Raw genomic sequence first — 15,332 nt, forward strand, 5'->3', positions numbered from 1 at the left:
CTGCCCGTACGGGATCCCCCTCATACGGGGGTGCGCCCTCAGACGACGATGTTCACCAGCTTCGGCGCACGCACGATCACCTTGCGGATCTCCGCGCCGCCCAGGGCCGCCACCACGGCGGCGTCGGTCACGGCCAGCTGCTCCAGCTCGGCGTCCGTGATCGTCGGCGGCACCTCCAGCCGCGCCTTGACCTTGCCCTTGACCTGCACCACGCACGTCACGCTCTCGTCCACGACGTACGCCGGGTCCGCTACGGGGAAGTCCTGGTGGACCACCGACTCGCTGTGGCCCAGCCGGTGCCACAGCTCCTCCGCGATGTGCGGGGCGAGCGGGGCGACCAGCAGGACCAGCCGCTCGGCGACCGAGCGCTCCAGCGGGCGGCCCGCCTTCGTCAGGGCGTTGTTCAGCTCGGTGATCTTGGCGATGGCGGTGTTGAACCGCAGCCCCGCCATGTCCGAGCCCGCCCCGTCGATGGCCTTGTGCAACGCACGCAGGGTGTCCTCGGCGGGTTCCGCGTCCACGACGGTGACCGCGCCGGTCTCCTCGTCCACGATGTTGCGCCACAGGCGCTGCAGCAGGCGGTACTGGCCGACGACCGCGCGGGTGTCCCACGGGCGGGAGACGTCCAGGGGGCCCATCGCCATCTCGTACAGGCGCAGCGTGTCGGCGCCGTACTCCGTGCAGATCTCGTCCGGCGTGACGGCGTTCTTCAGGGACTTGCCCATCTTGCCCAGCTCGCGCTTGACCTGCTCGCCCTCGAAGAAGAACGCGCCGTCGCGCTCCTCGACCTCGGTGGCCGTGACCGGGAAGCCGCGCTCGTCACGGTAGACGTAGGCCTGGATCATGCCCTGGTTGAAGAGCTTGTGGAACGGCTCGACCGACGACACGTGCCCCAGGTCGAAGAGGACCTTCGACCAGAAGCGGGCGTACAGCAGGTGCAGCACCGCGTGCTCGGCGCCGCCCACGTACAGGTCGACACCGCCGTGCGGAGCGCCCTCGCGCGGGCCCATCCAGTACTGCTCGATCTCCGGGTCGACCAGTGCGGAGGCGTTGTTCGGGTCCAGGTAGCGCAGCTCGTACCAGCAGGAACCGGCCCAGTTGGGCATGGTGTTGGTCTCGCGCCGGTAGGACTTCACGCCGTCGCCCAGGTCCAGCTCGACGTTGACCCAGTCGGCCTTGCGCGACAGCGGGGTCTCCGGCTGCGAGTCCGCGTCGTCCGGCTCGAAGGTGCGCGGCGCGTAGTCCTCGACCTCCGGCAGCTCCAGCGGCAGCATCGACTCGGGCAGGGAGTGCGCGACGCCGTCCTCGTCGTAGACGATCGGGAAGGGCTCGCCCCAGTAGCGCTGCCGGCTGAACAGCCAGTCGCGCAGACGGAAGTTGACCGTCCCCTCACCGATGCCGCGCTCGGCCAGCCATTCGGTGATCGCGGCCTTGGCCTCGACGACGCCCAGGCCGTCCAGCGAGATGCCCTCGCCCGTGGAGTTGACCAGCTTCGCGTCGTACGAGGCGAAGGCGTCGTCCCACTCGGCCGGGTCGGTTCCGCGCCCGTCCGAGGGCTGCACGACACAGCGCATCGGCAGCTCGAAGGCGCGCGCGAACTCGAAGTCACGGCTGTCGTGCGCGGGAACGGCCATGATCGCGCCGGTGCCGTAGCCCATCAGCACGTAGTCGGCGATGAAGACCGGGACCTTGTCGCCGCTGACCGGGTTGGTCGCGTACTCGCCGGTGAAGACGCCGGTCTTGTCCTTGGCCTCGGCCTGGCGCTCGACGTCCGACTTGGCGGCGGCCTGCCCGCGGTAGGCGGCGACGGCCTCGGCCGGGGTGGCGTAACCGCCCGTCCACACGTCGTGGGTGCCCTCGGGCCAGGCGGCCGGGATGAACTTCTCGACCAGCGGGTGCTCGGGCGCCAGCACCATGTAGGTGGCGCCGAACAGGGTGTCCGGGCGGGTGGTGAAGACGGTGATGGCCTCGTCGCCCAGCGCGAAGTCGACGCGGGCGCCCTCGCTGCGGCCGATCCAGTTGCGCTGCTGCAGCTTGATGGCCTCGGGCCAGTCCAGCGCGTCCAGGTCGTCGAGCAGTCGGTCGGCGTACGCGGTGATCCGCATGTTCCACTGGCTCAGCCTGGACTTGAAGACCGGGAAGTTGCCGCGCTCGGAACGGCCGTCGGCGGTGACCTCCTCGTTGGCCAGTACGGTGCCCAGCCCGGGGCACCAGTTGACGGGCGCGTCGGAGGAGTACGCCAGGCGGAAGCCGTTCAGCACGTCGGCGCGCTCGGCCGCGGTCAGGCCGGACCAGGCGCGGCCGCCCGGGACCTCACGGGAGCCGTCCTCGAAGGCGGCGACCAGCTCGGCGACGGGCCGGGCCTTCTGCGCGTCCGCGTCGTACCAGGAGTTGTAGATCTGCAGGAAGATCCACTGGGTCCACTTGTAGTACTCGGGGTCGATCGTGGCGAAGGACCGGCGCTTGTCGTGGCCCAGGCCCAGCCGGCGCAGCTGGAGCTTCATGTTCTCGATGTTCGCCTCGGTCGACACGCGCGGGTGCGTGCCGGTCTGCACGGCGTACTGCTCGGCCGGCAGGCCGAAGGCGTCGAATCCCAGGGTGTGCAGGACGTTGTGGCCGGTCATCCGCTGGTGGCGGGCGTAGACGTCGGTGGCGATGTACCCGAGCGGGTGGCCGACGTGCAGGCCCGCACCGGAGGGGTACGGGAACATGTCCATGATGAACTTCTTGGGCCGGGCGACGATCGCGGGGTCCCCGGCGAGGTCACCGGTCGGGTTCGGGGCCTCGTACGTGCCCTGCGCGTCCCATACGTCCTGCCAGCGTGCCTCGATGTCGGCGGCCATGGCAGCCGTGTAGCGGTGCGCCTCGGCCGCCTCGGGGGCCGGGGTGTTCGTCTCGCTCATGATTTCTGAAGCTCCATCGATCGTCTCTGCCGTCTCTGCCTGCCCAAACGAAAAAACCCCTCGCACAGGAGGGGGCGCCGCGCCGGGTCCGACCGTTTCGACGGTCGGCACTGATCAGCGCGGCTCGGTAAGCAGGAGGCGTACGGCACGCATGGCGTCAGGGTACCGCAGCGGCCCCCGCCGACGCTCGGCCGTTCCACCCGGTGGTACCACGAGAAGCGGGCCACCCGATCGGGTGGCCCGCTTCTTCACTGTGGAGCTAAGGAGAATTGAACTCCTGACCTCCTGCATGCCATGCAGGCGCTCTACCAACTGAGCTATAGCCCCTTGCCTTGCTTGCCGCTTCGGTTTCCCTTGCCGGTTCCCCTTGGCGACGTCCCAAACATTACACGGTCATGGCCCTGGTCCAAAAATCGGTTTCTGCGAACCACGGGCCATGTCCGATTTACATCGATCCGTCACGCTCTCGCGAACTGGTAGAACCGCTTGAGCGTGCAGTGCTCATCGAGCAGCCGACCGTAGATCGGCTCCCCTTCCAGCTCGCGGTACGTCTCGATCGGGTCGCCCTTTATGATCAGCGCCCGCGCGCATTCCTCGCACCAGTACTGGTAGTCGGGGTTGACCGGGTCCATGTCCCGCACGATCGGCGTCCCGTTGTTGCACCAGTCGCACCGGCGCCGGTGTGCACCCATCCGTTCGCGACTCCCTCCCGCGTCGGGCCGTCGACTCCCCCTCCGGCGGTCCGATTCTGCCACGCCGGTGCGTGCAGGGTCAGCAAACGCAAAGGGTACAAAAACAGGGATCCCGCCCCCACTTGGGGACGGGATCCTGATTGTGGAGCTAAGGAGAATTGAACTCCTGACCTCCTGCATGCCATGCAGGCGCTCTACCAACTGAGCTATAGCCCCGCTCTCCGCTGCGCTTCCCCCGTCTCCGGTGTTCTTCGCTGCGAACAAGAAGAACTCTAGCCTGTGACCAGCCGGAAAGTGAAATCCGGGTCGGTGACCCGTCGGGAAGCGGCAGGGAGCCCGCTCAGTCGTCGTCGCCGAGCACCGGTTCCGGCAGCGTGCCGGCGTTGTGCTCCAGCAGGCGCCAGCCGCGCGCGCCCTCGCCGAGCACGGACCAGCAGCAGTTGGAGAGTCCGCCCAGGCTCTCCCAGGAGTGCGCCTCCAGGCCCAGCAGACGCCCGATGGTGGTGCGGATGGTGCCGCCGTGGCTGACCACGACGAGGGTGCCGTTCGCCGGCAGTCGGCCGGTGTGCTCCAGCACTACGGGCGCGGCGCGGTCGGCGACCTCGGTCTCCAGCTCACCGCCGCCCCGGCGGACCGGCTCGCCGCGCTTCCACGCCGCGTACTGCTCGCCGTACTTCTCGACGATCTCCTCGTGCGTCAGGCCCTGCCACTCGCCCGCGTACGTCTCGCGCAGCGCCTCCGCGTGCGTCACGGGCAGGCCCGTGACGGCGGACAGCTCGGCTGCGGTGGCCGCGGCCCGCTTCAGGTCGGACGCGACGATGGCGTCCGGCCGCAGCGAGGCGAGCAGTCGCGCGGACCGGCGCGCCTGTGCCAGGCCCGTCTCGGTCAGCTCGATGTCCGTCGATCCCTGGAAGCGCCGTTCCAGGTTCCACGCGGTCTGGCCGTGCCTCCAGAGAACGATCTTCCTGCCGGCCCGGCCCGAGGTGGTCGCGCTCAGAACAGATCACCGTCCAGGTCCTCGTCGCCCTGCGCCTCGCGCAGCTTGGCGTGCTCCTCGGCCTTGCCGATGGTGAGCTTGGCGTCCTCGGGGAGCTCGATCTCGGGGCAGTCCTTCCACAGGCGCTCCAGCGCGTAGAAGACCCGCTCCTCGCTGTGCTGGACGTGGACGACGATGTCGACGTAGTCGAGCAGGATCCAGCGGGCGTCGCGGTCGCCCTCACGGCGCACCGGCTTGGCGCCGAGCTCCTTCTGCAGGCGCTCCTCGATCTCGTCGACGATCGACTTGACCTGGCGGTCGTTGGGCGCCGAGGCGAGCAGGAAGGCGTCGGTGATCGACAGCACGTCGCTGACGTCGTACGCGATGATGTCGTGTGCGAGCCGGTCGGCCGCGGCCTGGGCAGCGGTGGTGATGAGCTCGATGGAGCGGTCCGTGGCGGTCACTGGCCATGCTTTCGGGTTGGCGGGCAGATCCTTACAAGGGTCTCATGTACCGCCGACAGCGCCCGCGCGGAACGTTCCGCGCGGGCGCGAACGCCCTCGCCTGGCCGGGCCGCGGCCAGGTCAGGACTGCTTGTAGTCCTTCCCGAGGATCACCACGACCTCGGCGTTCACCGCGTTCTCGGCCTTCTTCACGACCGTCTCGGGCAGGCCCAGGGTCTTGGCGACCTCGATCGCGCGGTCGCGCTGGGCGTCGTCCTGGTAGGTGATCTGCGAGGCGGCCGCGGTCTTGTCGGCCTTGCCGCCGTCCACGAAGGTGTAGCCGCCGTTCAGCAGCGCCGCCTTCGCCGCGACCTGCGCCTTCTCGTCGCCGCTGGCGTCCTTGAGTCCGACGCGCGGGACGGCGCCGGGCCGGGCCGAGTCCGCGGAGCCGCCGAGCACCTCCTTGACCACCTTCTTGTTGGCCTCGTCCGTGAGCGTCCCGTCCGCCTTCACCGCGACGACGTCGGTGCGGTACGCGCCCACCTTGGCGTGCGCGCCGAGCTTGGACAGCAGGGCCCCGAGGGTCTGGGCGTTCAGCGCGGGATCGAGGATCTGGCCGATGCTCTCGACTGTGACGGCCCCGGCCTTCGGGTCGCCCGGGAACTTGCGCAGGACGCCGTGGAGCACCTTGCCCGTGCGTTCCAGCTGCTTGGCCTCCGGCTCGCCCTGCGCCCGGTACGTGGCGTACGCGACGGCCATCGGGCCGCTCAGGCTCTGCTTCGGGCCCTGCCCCACGGCTGGGGTCTTCGCCGCGTCGTCGGCCGGGACCGCGGTGTCGGTGTCGACCTCGATGCCGCCGACCAGCTCGACCAGGTTCTCCAGGAAGGGGGTGTCCAGGCGCCAGGTGCCGCCGATCCGGGTGCCGAGCACGGAGTCGAGGGCCTCGCGGGTGCCGAGGCCGCCCTCCTCGACCGCCTTGCCCAGGGCCGTGGCGGTGCCGTCCTGGCTGGTGACGGCGAGGGCGTTCGGCAACAGGACGGTGGCGCCCTGCCCGGTGGTGACGTTGTCGACGAGCAGTGCCGAGGAGGTACCGCCCTTCTTGGTGTTGTGCAGGTGCACGACGATCATGTCGCGCTTCTGCGCCGCGGCGTCCGCGGTGGCGGCGGTCTTCTTCCCGCCGGGGCCGTCGAGGAACGGCAGCTTGCCCGCGTACCAGAGGTAGCCCAGGCCCGCGACGACGAACACGGCGAGGGCCACGATCAGCGCGACCACCCGGTTGCGCCCGCGGCGGCGTGCCTCCTCGCGGCGCTCGGTGCGGCTCTCGGTGAACTTGAGCCAGTCGATGACGTCCTCGGAGTCCTCGTCCGGCTGGTCGATGAACGCGAACATCTCGGTGCGGTAGTCCCGGCCCGCCTCGGAGCCGTCCTCGGACCGGCGCGGCTCGGGGACCTGGCCGGACGCCCGCTCCGCCGGGGCCGAGAGCTGCTCGGCCGCCGGAGGCTCGGGAGCCTGCTGCTGCGGGATCCACTGCTGGTGCTGGGCCTGCTGCGGGGGCCGGCCGCCGTGCTGCGCGTCGTAGCCGTGCGAGGGCGCCTGGGGGTACTCCTGCTGCCCGTACTCCTGGGCCGCCGGCTGCTGCTGGTAGTACTGCTGGGGCTGGTCGTAGCCCTGGTAGTCGTAGCCGTAGCCCTGCTGCTCGTACTGGTGGGCGGGCTGCGCGGGCGCCTGGCCGTACACCGGCCGCCCGTACGCGTCGTAGCCGATGAGCTGCTGCTCGTGGGCGGCGTACGGGTCGTACGGATCCTGTCGGTCGTTCACCGCGGGCCCCTCTCTCCGGAAGCTCAGGCTCCCCGGTACAGCTCACGCTTGTCGATGTAGCGCACCACACCGTCCGGCACCAGGTACCAGACGGGATCGCCCTGGGCGACGCGCGCGCGGCAGTCCGTGGACGAGATCGCCAGCGCGGGCACCTCGACCAGGGAGACGCCGCCCTCGGGGAGCCCGTCGTCGGTGAGCACGTGGCCCGGCCGGGTGACTCCGATGAAGTGGGCGAGCGAGAAGAGCTCGTCGGCATTGCGCCAGGTCAGGATCTGGGCGAGGGCATCGGCACCGGTGATGAAGAACAGGTCGGCGTCGTCGTTCAGCGCCTTCAGGTCCCGGAGGGTGTCGATCGTGTAGGTCGGCCCGCCGCGGTCGATGTCGATGCGGCTCACCGAGAACTGCGGGTTCGAGGCCGTGGCGATGACCGTCATCAGGTAGCGGTCCTCGGCGGGCGAGACGGCCCGCTGGGACTTCTGCCAGGGCTCGCCCGTCGGCACGAACACCACCTCGTCGAGGTGGAAAAGGGCGGCCACCTCGCTGGCGGCCACCAGGTGTCCGTGGTGGATCGGGTCGAATGTCCCGCCCATCACGCCGAGCCGGCGCTTGACCGGACCGGTAGGCGTCTCCTGCTCTCCCATGAGCGCAGAGCCTACTGGCCCGGCGGACCGGTCCGACTAGCGGTCGCGGTTCAGGCGCGTGGTGACCCAGAGCATCAGCATCAGGATGACGAAGGCGGCGCCGCCGGTCAGGTAGGGGTTGAGGCTGTCGTGGTTGCCGCCGTGCTGTTCGGCCCCCTCCGAGGCGAGGACGACCAGGTTGTGGGCGGTGGAGGAGAGGCTCATCAGGCAGGTACCTATCGAGTCGGGGAGCTGTCGGAGACTTCGCCCACATCGTATGCGGGCGCCCCGGGCACGCTCGCGCCGACTCAGGCGTTGGAGAGGATAGACGCAAGGTCGAGCAGTTCCACCAGGGGAGGGCGCATGACGGAGACGGGATTCGAGAAGGTGCCGGCGCGGGACCGCAGGAGGTTCCCCGGCATCTCCTCGCGTGCGTACGAGCATCCGGCGGACCGGTCGGCCCTGGTGGCGCTGCGCAGGCTGACCGGCTTCGACACGGTCTTCAAGACCCTGAGCGGGCTGCTCCCGGAGCGGAGCCTGCGGCTGCTGTTCCTGTCGGACTCCGTGCGGGTGGGCGAGACCCAGTTCCCCCACCTGTATGCGATGCTCCGCGACGCCTGCTCCATCCTGGACCTGGAGAAGGTCCCGCAGATGTACGTGCAGCAGGACCCGCGCCCCAATGCCATGTGCATCGGGCTGGACGAGCCGATCATCGTGGTGACCACGAGCCTCGTCGAGCTGCTCGACGAGGAGGAGATGCGGGCGGTGGTCGGCCACGAGGTGGGCCACGCGCTGTCGGGACACTCCGTGTACCGCACGATCCTGCTGTTCCTGACGAGCCTGGCGGTGAAGGTCGCGTGGATTCCGCTGGGCAATGTGGCGATCATGACGATCGTGACCGCGCTGCGGGAATGGTTCCGCAAGTCGGAGCTGTCAGCCGACCGGGCGGGCCTGCTGGTGGGGCAGGACGTGATGGCCTCGATGCGCGGGCTGATGAAGCTGGCGGGCGGCAACCACCTGCACGAGATGAACGTGGACGCCTTCCTGGAGCAGGCCGACGAGTACGAGAAGGGCGGCGACCTGCGGGATTCCGTGCTGAAGATCCTCAACATGCTGCCGCGCACGCACCCCTTCACCACGGTCCGGGCGGCCGAGCTGAAGAAGTGGTCGGAGAGCCGGGACTACCAGCGGATCATGGACGGCCACTACCCGCGCCGCGAGGAGGACAAGGACACCTCGGTCACCGACTCCTTCCGGGAGTCGGCCGCGCACTACGCCGACTCGGTGCGCAGCAGCAAGGACCCGCTGTTCAAGCTGGTGGGCGACATCGCGGGCGGTGCGGCCGACATGGGCGGCAGGCTGCGTGACAAGTTCACCGGCGCCGGGGGCGGTTCCGGTCCGGACACCGGCTCGGACGGCAAGGGTGGGGCAGGGGCTACGGAGCGGGGCTGACCGGGGCGCCCGGAGTCGCGGCGGGCGCCAGTACGCCGCACAACCCGGCCGAGCGCCTCGGGTGGCCGCTGGCGTACGGGTCGCTCGCGGCCGGTCCCACGGTGGTGGGACCGGCCCCGGCCAGAAGCGGGCGGAAGCCCCCGGCCGGGTCGGCGGAGCAGTCCTGCGGCCCTGCCATCACGTAGGCCGATGCCAGCTCCAGCCGCCGGGCGCCCAGGTCGTCCCGGTCGAAGCGCATCCGCAGCTCGCGCCGGACGGTGAACAGCGAAGCGCCCTCGGCCACGGCCCCGGTGGCCGGCCGCACGGCGTACACGAAGGTGTGATCGGTGGTGACCTCCAGCACGTCCTGGGCCACCTCCTCGAAGGCGAGGGTGCCGCTCACCCGGACCCGGGAGTCGGCCATGACGGCGGTGGCCGGGTCGAGGCGGACCAGCCAGCCGGTGGCGGCGTGCCGGCCGTCCCCGGCAGGGGCGGTCATGCTGCGGTCGAATTGCGCCAGCTGGTCGGGGTCGAGCAGGACCCGCACCGGCCGGGTGGCGGATCCGGCCAGCACATCGGGGTCCAGCGAGGACTGCACCAGGTAGTCCTTGGCGATCGACAGCGCGGTGAGGACCTGGGCGTCGGTGAAGTGGTGCGTGCGGCGCACCGCAGGCAGGGTGATCCCGGCCGCCCCGACCCGGTAGTCGGCGGCGGGGCTCTTCGCGAACAGCTCCGGCGGCAGCCCGCCGGACACGGCGGCGGTGGGCGCGAGCGGGACGACGGTGCTGGTGAGCGCCTGGGCGGTGCCGCCGGCCGGCGGCACGTAGGGGTTGCGCAGCCCCAGGTAGACGGCGACGGCGAAGGCCGTGGCGATGAGCAGCACGAGCAGCATGCCCTGGCGGGCGCCGCGGCCGGGAGTGCTGGTGCGGGGTGCGCCGCCGCCCGACCAGATGGACCGGCTGCGCACGGCCCGGGCGTGCTCGCCCATGCGTTCCTGGGCGGAGTACTCCTGGAGCCGGGCGGCGCGGACGAAATCCTCGTCGAACACCACCGATCGGTACTCGTCCGACCGGAACTCGTCGTCGCCCCCGCCGGTGCCGTCGGGAGTGCTGTCGGGTGGATCTCCTGGCACGGCCATCGCTTCTCCCCGCTGTCCCCGCTTCAGAGAAGCCCCCAGCTCCGGCGGTCGCGAGTGGGGTCGTACCTTCAGGGTTGGCGTACTGAAGGGTACGTAAACGCGCCGACGCCGGTGACTTCACGCCTGGGGGTGCTGGAAGGAGCCGGAGCGGGGTCCGCCTCACCCGAGGCGCTGCGGTAGACGGCGCTGAAGGCGAGCGCGACCATGCCCAGGCCCATCACGAAGGCGAGCACCCAGGCGACGGGCCGCAGCCACGGGGCGCGGCCCCGGTAGGGGCGCAGGCTGCCTCCGTAGGCCCCGTAGGGTCCGTCCGGGGAGCCGTGGCCGGGCTCGTGGTCACCGCCGCGCTCCCAGCCGTAGTCGTCGGTGCCGTACCCGTCGGGGTGGCCGTAGCCGTAGCCGTCATGGTCGTCGTCGCCCGTCCAGCCGGCGGCGACGGCCCGGGCGGCCTCCGCCTCGGCACGCGCCCGGTCGGCCGCCCGCTGGCGCTCGGCGGCGCTCGGTTCACGGATCTCGGCGTTCCGGACGAAGTCCTCGTCGAACACCACGGAGGCGAAGTACTCTTCCGCGCCTCCGCGGTCGTCGTCGGGCTCCCCGTCGTCCGGGAACGGCTTGCTCCCCACGTCGTCCGGCACGGGAACAGCCTAGACCTGGGGGGAGCCTTTGGGCAGGCTGTTCGGCGAATTCCGGCCACACGAGGTGGGCGGCCGCTCTACCGAACGTGACCGTCGCCGGTGACGATGTACTTGGTGGAGGTGAGCTCGGGAAGCCCCATCGGGCCCCGGGCGTGCAGCTTCTGCGTGGAGATGCCGATCTCTGCGCCAAAACCGAACTGACCACCGTCGGTGAACCGAGTGGATGCATTCACGGCGACGGTGGTGGAGTCGACCAGCTGGGTGAAGCGGCGCGCGGCGGCCTGTGAGGTGGTGACGATCGCCTCGGTGTGCCCGGAGGTCCAGCGGCGGATGTGGGCGACGGCGTCGTCGAGCGAGTCCACCACCGCCGCGGCGATGTCGTAGGACAGGTACTCGGCGGCCCAGTCCTCGTCCGTGGCGGGCACAGCGGTGGCCTTGGTGCCTTCGGCGGCGGCGAGGACGGCCGGGTCGCCGTGGACGGTGACGCCGGCCTCGGCGAGCGCGTCGAGGGCGCGCGGCAGGAAGGCGCCGGCGATCTCGCGGTGGACGAGGAGGGTCTCGGCGGCGTTGCAGACGGAGGGCCGCTGGGCCTTGGAGTTGACGAGGATGTCCACGGCCATGTCGAGGTCGGCCTGGGCGTCGACGTAGACGTGGCAGTTGCCGGTACCGGTCTCGATGACCGGGACGGTGGACTCCTCGACCACGGTCTTGATGAGGGAGGCGCCGCCGCGCGGGATCAGCACGTCGACGAGGCCGCGGGCGCGCATCAGCTCGCGTACGGAGTCCCGGGACTCGCCGGGGACGAGCTGGATCGCGTCGGCGGGCAGGCCGGCGCTCCGGATGGCGTCGCGGAGGATGGCGACGAGGGCGGTGTTGGAGGCGTAGGCGGAGGAGCTGCCGCGCAGGAGGACGGCGTTGCCGGACTTGAGGCAGAGGGCGGCGGCGTCGACGGTGACGTTGGGGCGGGCCTCATAGATGATGCCGACGACGCCGAGGGGAACGCGGATCTGCCGCAGGTCGATGCCGTTGGGCAGGGTGCTGCCGCGGACGACCTCCCCGACGGGGTCGGGGAGGGCGGCGACGTCGCGCACGTCGGAGGCGATGGCGGCGACCCGCTCCGGGGTCAGGGTGAGACGGTCGATGACGGTCTCGCTGGTACCGGCGGCTCGGGCCTTGTCGGTGTCCGCGGTGTTGGCCGCGATGATCTCGGCGGTACGGGCCTCCAGCGCGTCGGCGACCGCCAGCAGGGCCGCGTCCTTGGCGGACCGCGGGAGTGGTGCGATGGCCGCGGCGGCGGTCCGGGCGCGGCGCGCGGTGGCGAGGACGGGCGAGGTGGCGGTGGCGTCGTCGAGCGAGGTCATGCGGCCAGGGTAAGCCCACGCCGGAGCCCGGCCGACGGGGCTTCCACACCACGAGACGGGCTCCGGGCCCGGCTCCGCCCGCCCCGGTGCGCAGCCGCCGCCCGCGCCGCGGTCACCGGCGGGGTTCGGGCACGTCACGTCAGTACGGGTGGACGCCCACCGGGTGGGCGGGAGGCGGTCCGTAGCCCTCCGCGACGCGCAGGTGGTAGGTGGCGCGGTCGATGACCTCCAGGCCGACGATCTCCCACGGCGGCAACTGCGCCGAGGAGCGGTGCTCACCCCACAGGCGCAGGGCGACGGCCGCCGCGTCGTGGAGGTCGCGTGCCTCTTCCCAGTAGCGGATCTCCGCGTGGTCGTCGGCGTACCGGCTGGTCAGGAGGAAGGGGTGGTCGTGGGCCAGTTGCTCCAGTCCCCGCCGGACCTCGGACAGCGGGGCCGGCTTGCCGGAGACGCTCAGGGTCACGTGCCACAGGCGCGAGGCCTCGTCCTCCTCGTACCCGCCGCCGTCACCGTCCCCGGGACCGACGCTGGTCAGCGCTCGTCTCACCAGCCGCCTCCTGTCTCCGCTACGCGTGTCCGCCTGCCCCGCCCCTCACAGTTGACCAGTCCCCGGGCGGCCGCGCTGCGGTTTTGCCGAACCTCAGCCCTGGAGCAGGACCAGATCGTCACGGTGGACGACCTCCCGCTCGTACGCGGGTCCGAGTTCCCGCGCGAGCTCGCGAGTGGAGCGGCCGAGGAGCTGCGGGAGTTCCTTGGCGTCGAAGTTGACGAGCCCCCGGGCCACGGCGCGGCCGTCGGCGGAGCGCAGCTCCACCGGGTCTCCGGCCGCGAAGTCGCCCTCGACGGCCGCGATGCCCGCGGGCAGCAGCGAGCTGCCGCGCTGGGTCACGGCCCTGACCGCCCCGTCGTCGAGGACCAGGTGGCCCTGCGGGGTCGAGGCGTGCTGGAGCCAGAGCAGCCGGTCTGCGGAGCGGCGCCCGGTGGCGTGGAAGAACGTTCCGGTCCCGCGTCCCGCCAGGGCGTCCGCGGCCTGGCTGGCGGAGGTGAGCACCACCGGGATCCCGGCGGCTGCCGCGATCCGGGCCGCCTCGACCTTGGTGACCATGCCGCCGGTGCCCACCCCCGCCTTGCCCGCGCTGCCGATGGAGACGTGCGCGATGTCCGCGGGCCCGTGGACCTCGTCGATGCGGGTGGTGCCCGGCTGGGACGGGTCGCCGTCGTAGAGGCCGTCGACGTCGGAGAGCAGGACGAGGAGGTCCGCGCGGACGAGGTGGGCGACGAGGGCGGCGAGCCGGTCGTTGTCGCCGAAGCGGATCTCGTCCGTGGCGACGGTGTCGTTCTCGTTGACGACTGGGAGGGCTCCCATGGCCAGCAGCTGGTCGAGGGTCCGGTACGCGTTGCGGTAGTGGGCGCGGCGGCTGGTGTCGTCGGTGGTGAGCAGCACCTGGCCGACGCGCAGACCGTACCGCGCGAAGGAGGCGGTGTAGCGCGCGACGAGGAGGCCCTGGCCGACGCTGGCGGCGGCCTGCTGGCGGGCCAGGTCCTTCGGCCTGCGGCGCAGGCCCAGCGGGGAGAGCCCGGCGGCGATGGCTCCGCTGGAGACCAGGACGATCTCCTTCTCACCGCCGCTGCGGGCCTTGGCCAGGACGTCGACGAGCGCGTCCACCCGGTCGGCGTCGAGTCCGCCGGCCGCCGTGGTCAGGGAGGAGGAGCCGACCTTGACCACGATCCTGCGGGCGTCCACGACACCTTGCCTAGCCGCTGACACGTTCTTCCCCTTGCCCCTTGCCGTCAATGCCTGCCACCTCAATCTACGGGGTGGCGGGCGGCAGCCGCTCCGGGGTTTCAGACCGTGGACGAGGTCCTGGCCCGCCCCTGGCCCTCTTCCTGCTCGGCGGCGGCGCGGGCCGCACCCGGGACGAGGATCTTGCGCGAGAGCAGGAAGGTGAACGGGATGGCCACGACCGCCGCGACCAGCGGGGCGATCCGGGTGTCCAACCCGGCCCAGGCCACCAGGGCGTACAGGCCGGCGGACTGGATGACGTAGTTGGTCACGTTCGTCAGCGGGAAGAGGAGGAACTTCTTCCAGGTCGGCCGGGTCCGGTAGGTGAAGTAGGTGTTCATGAAGAACGAGCCGACCATCGCCAGCACGAAGGCGAGCGAGTAGGCGGCGAAGTACGGCATCCACGGGTGCAGGAGGAGGTAGATGCCGAAGAAGGTGCCGGTGTTGACTCCGCCCACGAGGGCGAAGCGGAATACCTGGCCGAGCTGTTCTGCGCGGGTCATCGGCTGCTGCGCTCCCGGACCGCCGGCTCCGCCGCCGCGGTAACGGCGGTCCGTGGGAGGGACTCGCGGCCGTGCGACTCCTTCACCAGGAAGTGCGGCCGCCGTTTGGTCTCGTAGTAGATGCGGCCGATGTACTCGCCGACGAGGCCCAGCATGATCAGCTGCACACCGCCCAGGCCCGTGATGATGGCCACCAGGGTGACGTAGCCCGGGGAGTCCACACCGTTGGTGATCGCCATGATGGTGATCCACAGCGCGTAGAGGCCGGTCAGGGCGACCAGTGACACGCCGAACCAGATGCCGATCCGCAGCGGCCGGTTGTTGAAGGAGATCAGGCCGTCCATGCCGTAGTTCAACAGGGAGCCGAACTTCCACTTGGTCTCGCCGGCCTCGCGCTGCGCGTTGCGGTAGTCGAAGTGGACGGTGTCGAAGCCGATCCAGGAGAACAGGCCCTTGGAGAAGCGGTTGTACTCCGGCAGGGACAGCAGGGCGTCCACGGCGGGGCGCGACAGCATGCGGAAGTCGCCGACGCCGTCGGTCAGCTCGACGTCGACCCAGCGGTTGACGCCCCGGTAGTAGAGGCGGCTCAGCGCGGAGCGCACCTTCTTGTCGCCCTCGCGGGTGCGGCGGGCGATGATCTGGTCGTGGCCCTGCCGGTAGTGCTCCAGCATGGTGGCGATGAGCTCCGGCGGGTGCTGAAGGTCGGCGTCCATGATCACGACGGCGTCGCCGGTGGCCTCGCGCAGGCCCGCGAGCATGCCGGCCTCCTTGCCGAAGTTGCGGCTGAAGGAGACGTAGCGGGTCCGTTCCCCGTGTCCCGCGGCGATCTTCCGGAGCTTGTCGAGGGTCCCGTCGCGGCTTCCGTCGTCGACGTAGCAGACCTCGTACTCGACGGGGAGGGTGTCCAGCACCTTGCGGATCTCCGTGTCGAAGCTGTCGATGACGGCTTCTTCGTTGTAGCAGGGAACAACTACGGACAGCTTCGTCATGAACACTTCCTGCTGGATCCGAACGGGTGATTGTCGACGG

15 protein-coding genes and 2 tRNA genes are annotated in these 15,332 nt (G+C 70.9%); 1 reads left to right on the forward strand and 16 read right to left on the reverse strand.

The window, feature by feature from the left end; genetic code table 11:
- Positions 1 to 38: 38 nt before the first annotated feature.
- The 9 genes from leuS to R4Z63_RS10495 all read right to left on the reverse strand — a co-directional run bounded on the left by leuS (position 39) and on the right by R4Z63_RS10495 (position 7,677).
- Positions 39 to 2,903: a leucine--tRNA ligase gene (gene leuS, locus R4Z63_RS10455; protein WP_037923791.1), complete on the reverse strand. Its 2,865-nt coding sequence runs from the start codon at positions 2,901 to 2,903 to the stop codon at positions 39 to 41.
- Positions 2,904 to 3,157: 254 nt separating this feature from the next.
- Positions 3,158 to 3,230 (reverse strand) — tRNA-Ala (locus R4Z63_RS10460).
- A gap of 131 nt (positions 3,231 to 3,361) precedes the next feature.
- Positions 3,362 to 3,595 carry a hypothetical protein gene (locus R4Z63_RS10465; protein WP_008738908.1) on the reverse strand — a complete coding sequence of 78 codons (234 nt, stop codon included), beginning with the start codon at positions 3,593 to 3,595 and terminating at the stop codon, positions 3,362 to 3,364.
- A gap of 143 nt (positions 3,596 to 3,738) precedes the next feature.
- A tRNA-Ala gene (locus tag R4Z63_RS10470) sits at positions 3,739 to 3,811 on the reverse strand.
- Between the two features lie 124 nt (positions 3,812 to 3,935).
- On the reverse strand, positions 3,936 to 4,592 hold the full coding sequence (locus R4Z63_RS10475; protein WP_037923789.1) for a histidine phosphatase family protein: 657 nt from the start codon (positions 4,590 to 4,592) through the stop codon (positions 3,936 to 3,938).
- A complete protein-coding gene (rsfS, locus tag R4Z63_RS10480; RefSeq protein ID WP_037923787.1) occupies positions 4,589 to 5,035 on the reverse strand; it encodes a ribosome silencing factor in 447 nt (148 codons plus the stop codon). The genes R4Z63_RS10475 and rsfS overlap by 4 nt, the downstream gene beginning before the upstream one ends.
- A gap of 120 nt (positions 5,036 to 5,155) precedes the next feature.
- Positions 5,156 to 6,832 (reverse strand): LCP family protein, encoded by a 1,677-nt coding sequence (locus tag R4Z63_RS10485; protein ID WP_384451031.1) that lies wholly within the window; start codon positions 6,830 to 6,832, stop codon positions 5,156 to 5,158.
- A 23-nt stretch (positions 6,833 to 6,855) separates the two neighbouring features.
- Positions 6,856 to 7,473, reverse strand: a complete 618-nt coding sequence (nadD, locus tag R4Z63_RS10490) for a nicotinate-nucleotide adenylyltransferase (protein WP_030760999.1) — start codon at positions 7,471 to 7,473, stop codon at positions 6,856 to 6,858.
- 36 nt (positions 7,474 to 7,509) lie between these two features.
- On the reverse strand, positions 7,510 to 7,677 hold the full coding sequence (locus R4Z63_RS10495) for a hypothetical protein (RefSeq protein WP_037631388.1): 168 nt from the start codon (positions 7,675 to 7,677) through the stop codon (positions 7,510 to 7,512).
- A 138-nt stretch (positions 7,678 to 7,815) separates the two neighbouring features.
- Here R4Z63_RS10495 and R4Z63_RS10500 point away from each other — a divergent pair, with 138 nt between their 5' ends.
- Positions 7,816 to 8,904: a M48 family metallopeptidase gene (locus R4Z63_RS10500; RefSeq protein ID WP_384451027.1), complete on the forward strand. Its 1,089-nt coding sequence runs from the start codon at positions 7,816 to 7,818 to the stop codon at positions 8,902 to 8,904.
- Here the strand turns inward: R4Z63_RS10500 and R4Z63_RS10505 are convergent.
- The 7 genes from R4Z63_RS10505 to R4Z63_RS10535 all read right to left on the reverse strand — a co-directional run bounded on the left by R4Z63_RS10505 (position 8,888) and on the right by R4Z63_RS10535 (position 15,292).
- Positions 8,888 to 10,021, reverse strand: coding sequence for an SCO2583 family membrane protein (locus R4Z63_RS10505; RefSeq protein WP_384451024.1), 1,134 nt, complete (start codon positions 10,019 to 10,021; stop codon positions 8,888 to 8,890). The two genes, R4Z63_RS10500 and R4Z63_RS10505, sit on opposite strands and share 17 nt — an antisense overlap.
- Before the next feature lie 68 nt (positions 10,022 to 10,089).
- The gene (locus R4Z63_RS10510; protein WP_384451021.1) at positions 10,090 to 10,656 is read right to left on the reverse strand and encodes an SCO2584 family spore wall biosynthesis protein; all 567 of its coding nucleotides are present in this window, start codon (positions 10,654 to 10,656) and stop codon (positions 10,090 to 10,092) included.
- 77 nt (positions 10,657 to 10,733) lie between these two features.
- A complete protein-coding gene (locus R4Z63_RS10515; RefSeq protein WP_384451017.1) occupies positions 10,734 to 12,017 on the reverse strand; it encodes a glutamate-5-semialdehyde dehydrogenase in 1,284 nt (427 codons plus the stop codon).
- Positions 12,018 to 12,156: 139 nt separating this feature from the next.
- The gene (locus tag R4Z63_RS10520) at positions 12,157 to 12,552 is read right to left on the reverse strand and encodes a DUF8830 family protein (protein WP_236647721.1); all 396 of its coding nucleotides are present in this window, start codon (positions 12,550 to 12,552) and stop codon (positions 12,157 to 12,159) included.
- A gap of 105 nt (positions 12,553 to 12,657) precedes the next feature.
- Positions 12,658 to 13,785 (reverse strand): glutamate 5-kinase, encoded by a 1,128-nt coding sequence (proB, locus tag R4Z63_RS10525; RefSeq protein WP_037923773.1) that lies wholly within the window; start codon positions 13,783 to 13,785, stop codon positions 12,658 to 12,660.
- Positions 13,786 to 13,862: 77 nt separating this feature from the next.
- Positions 13,863 to 14,303 (reverse strand): GtrA family protein, encoded by a 441-nt coding sequence (locus R4Z63_RS10530; RefSeq protein WP_037923771.1) that lies wholly within the window; start codon positions 14,301 to 14,303, stop codon positions 13,863 to 13,865.
- A complete protein-coding gene (locus tag R4Z63_RS10535) occupies positions 14,300 to 15,292 on the reverse strand; it encodes a glycosyltransferase family 2 protein (RefSeq protein ID WP_384451013.1) in 993 nt (330 codons plus the stop codon). The genes R4Z63_RS10530 and R4Z63_RS10535 overlap by 4 nt, the downstream gene beginning before the upstream one ends.
- Positions 15,293 to 15,332 lie beyond the last annotated feature (40 nt).

The organism is Streptomyces sp. PL-29, assembly GCF_058344425.1.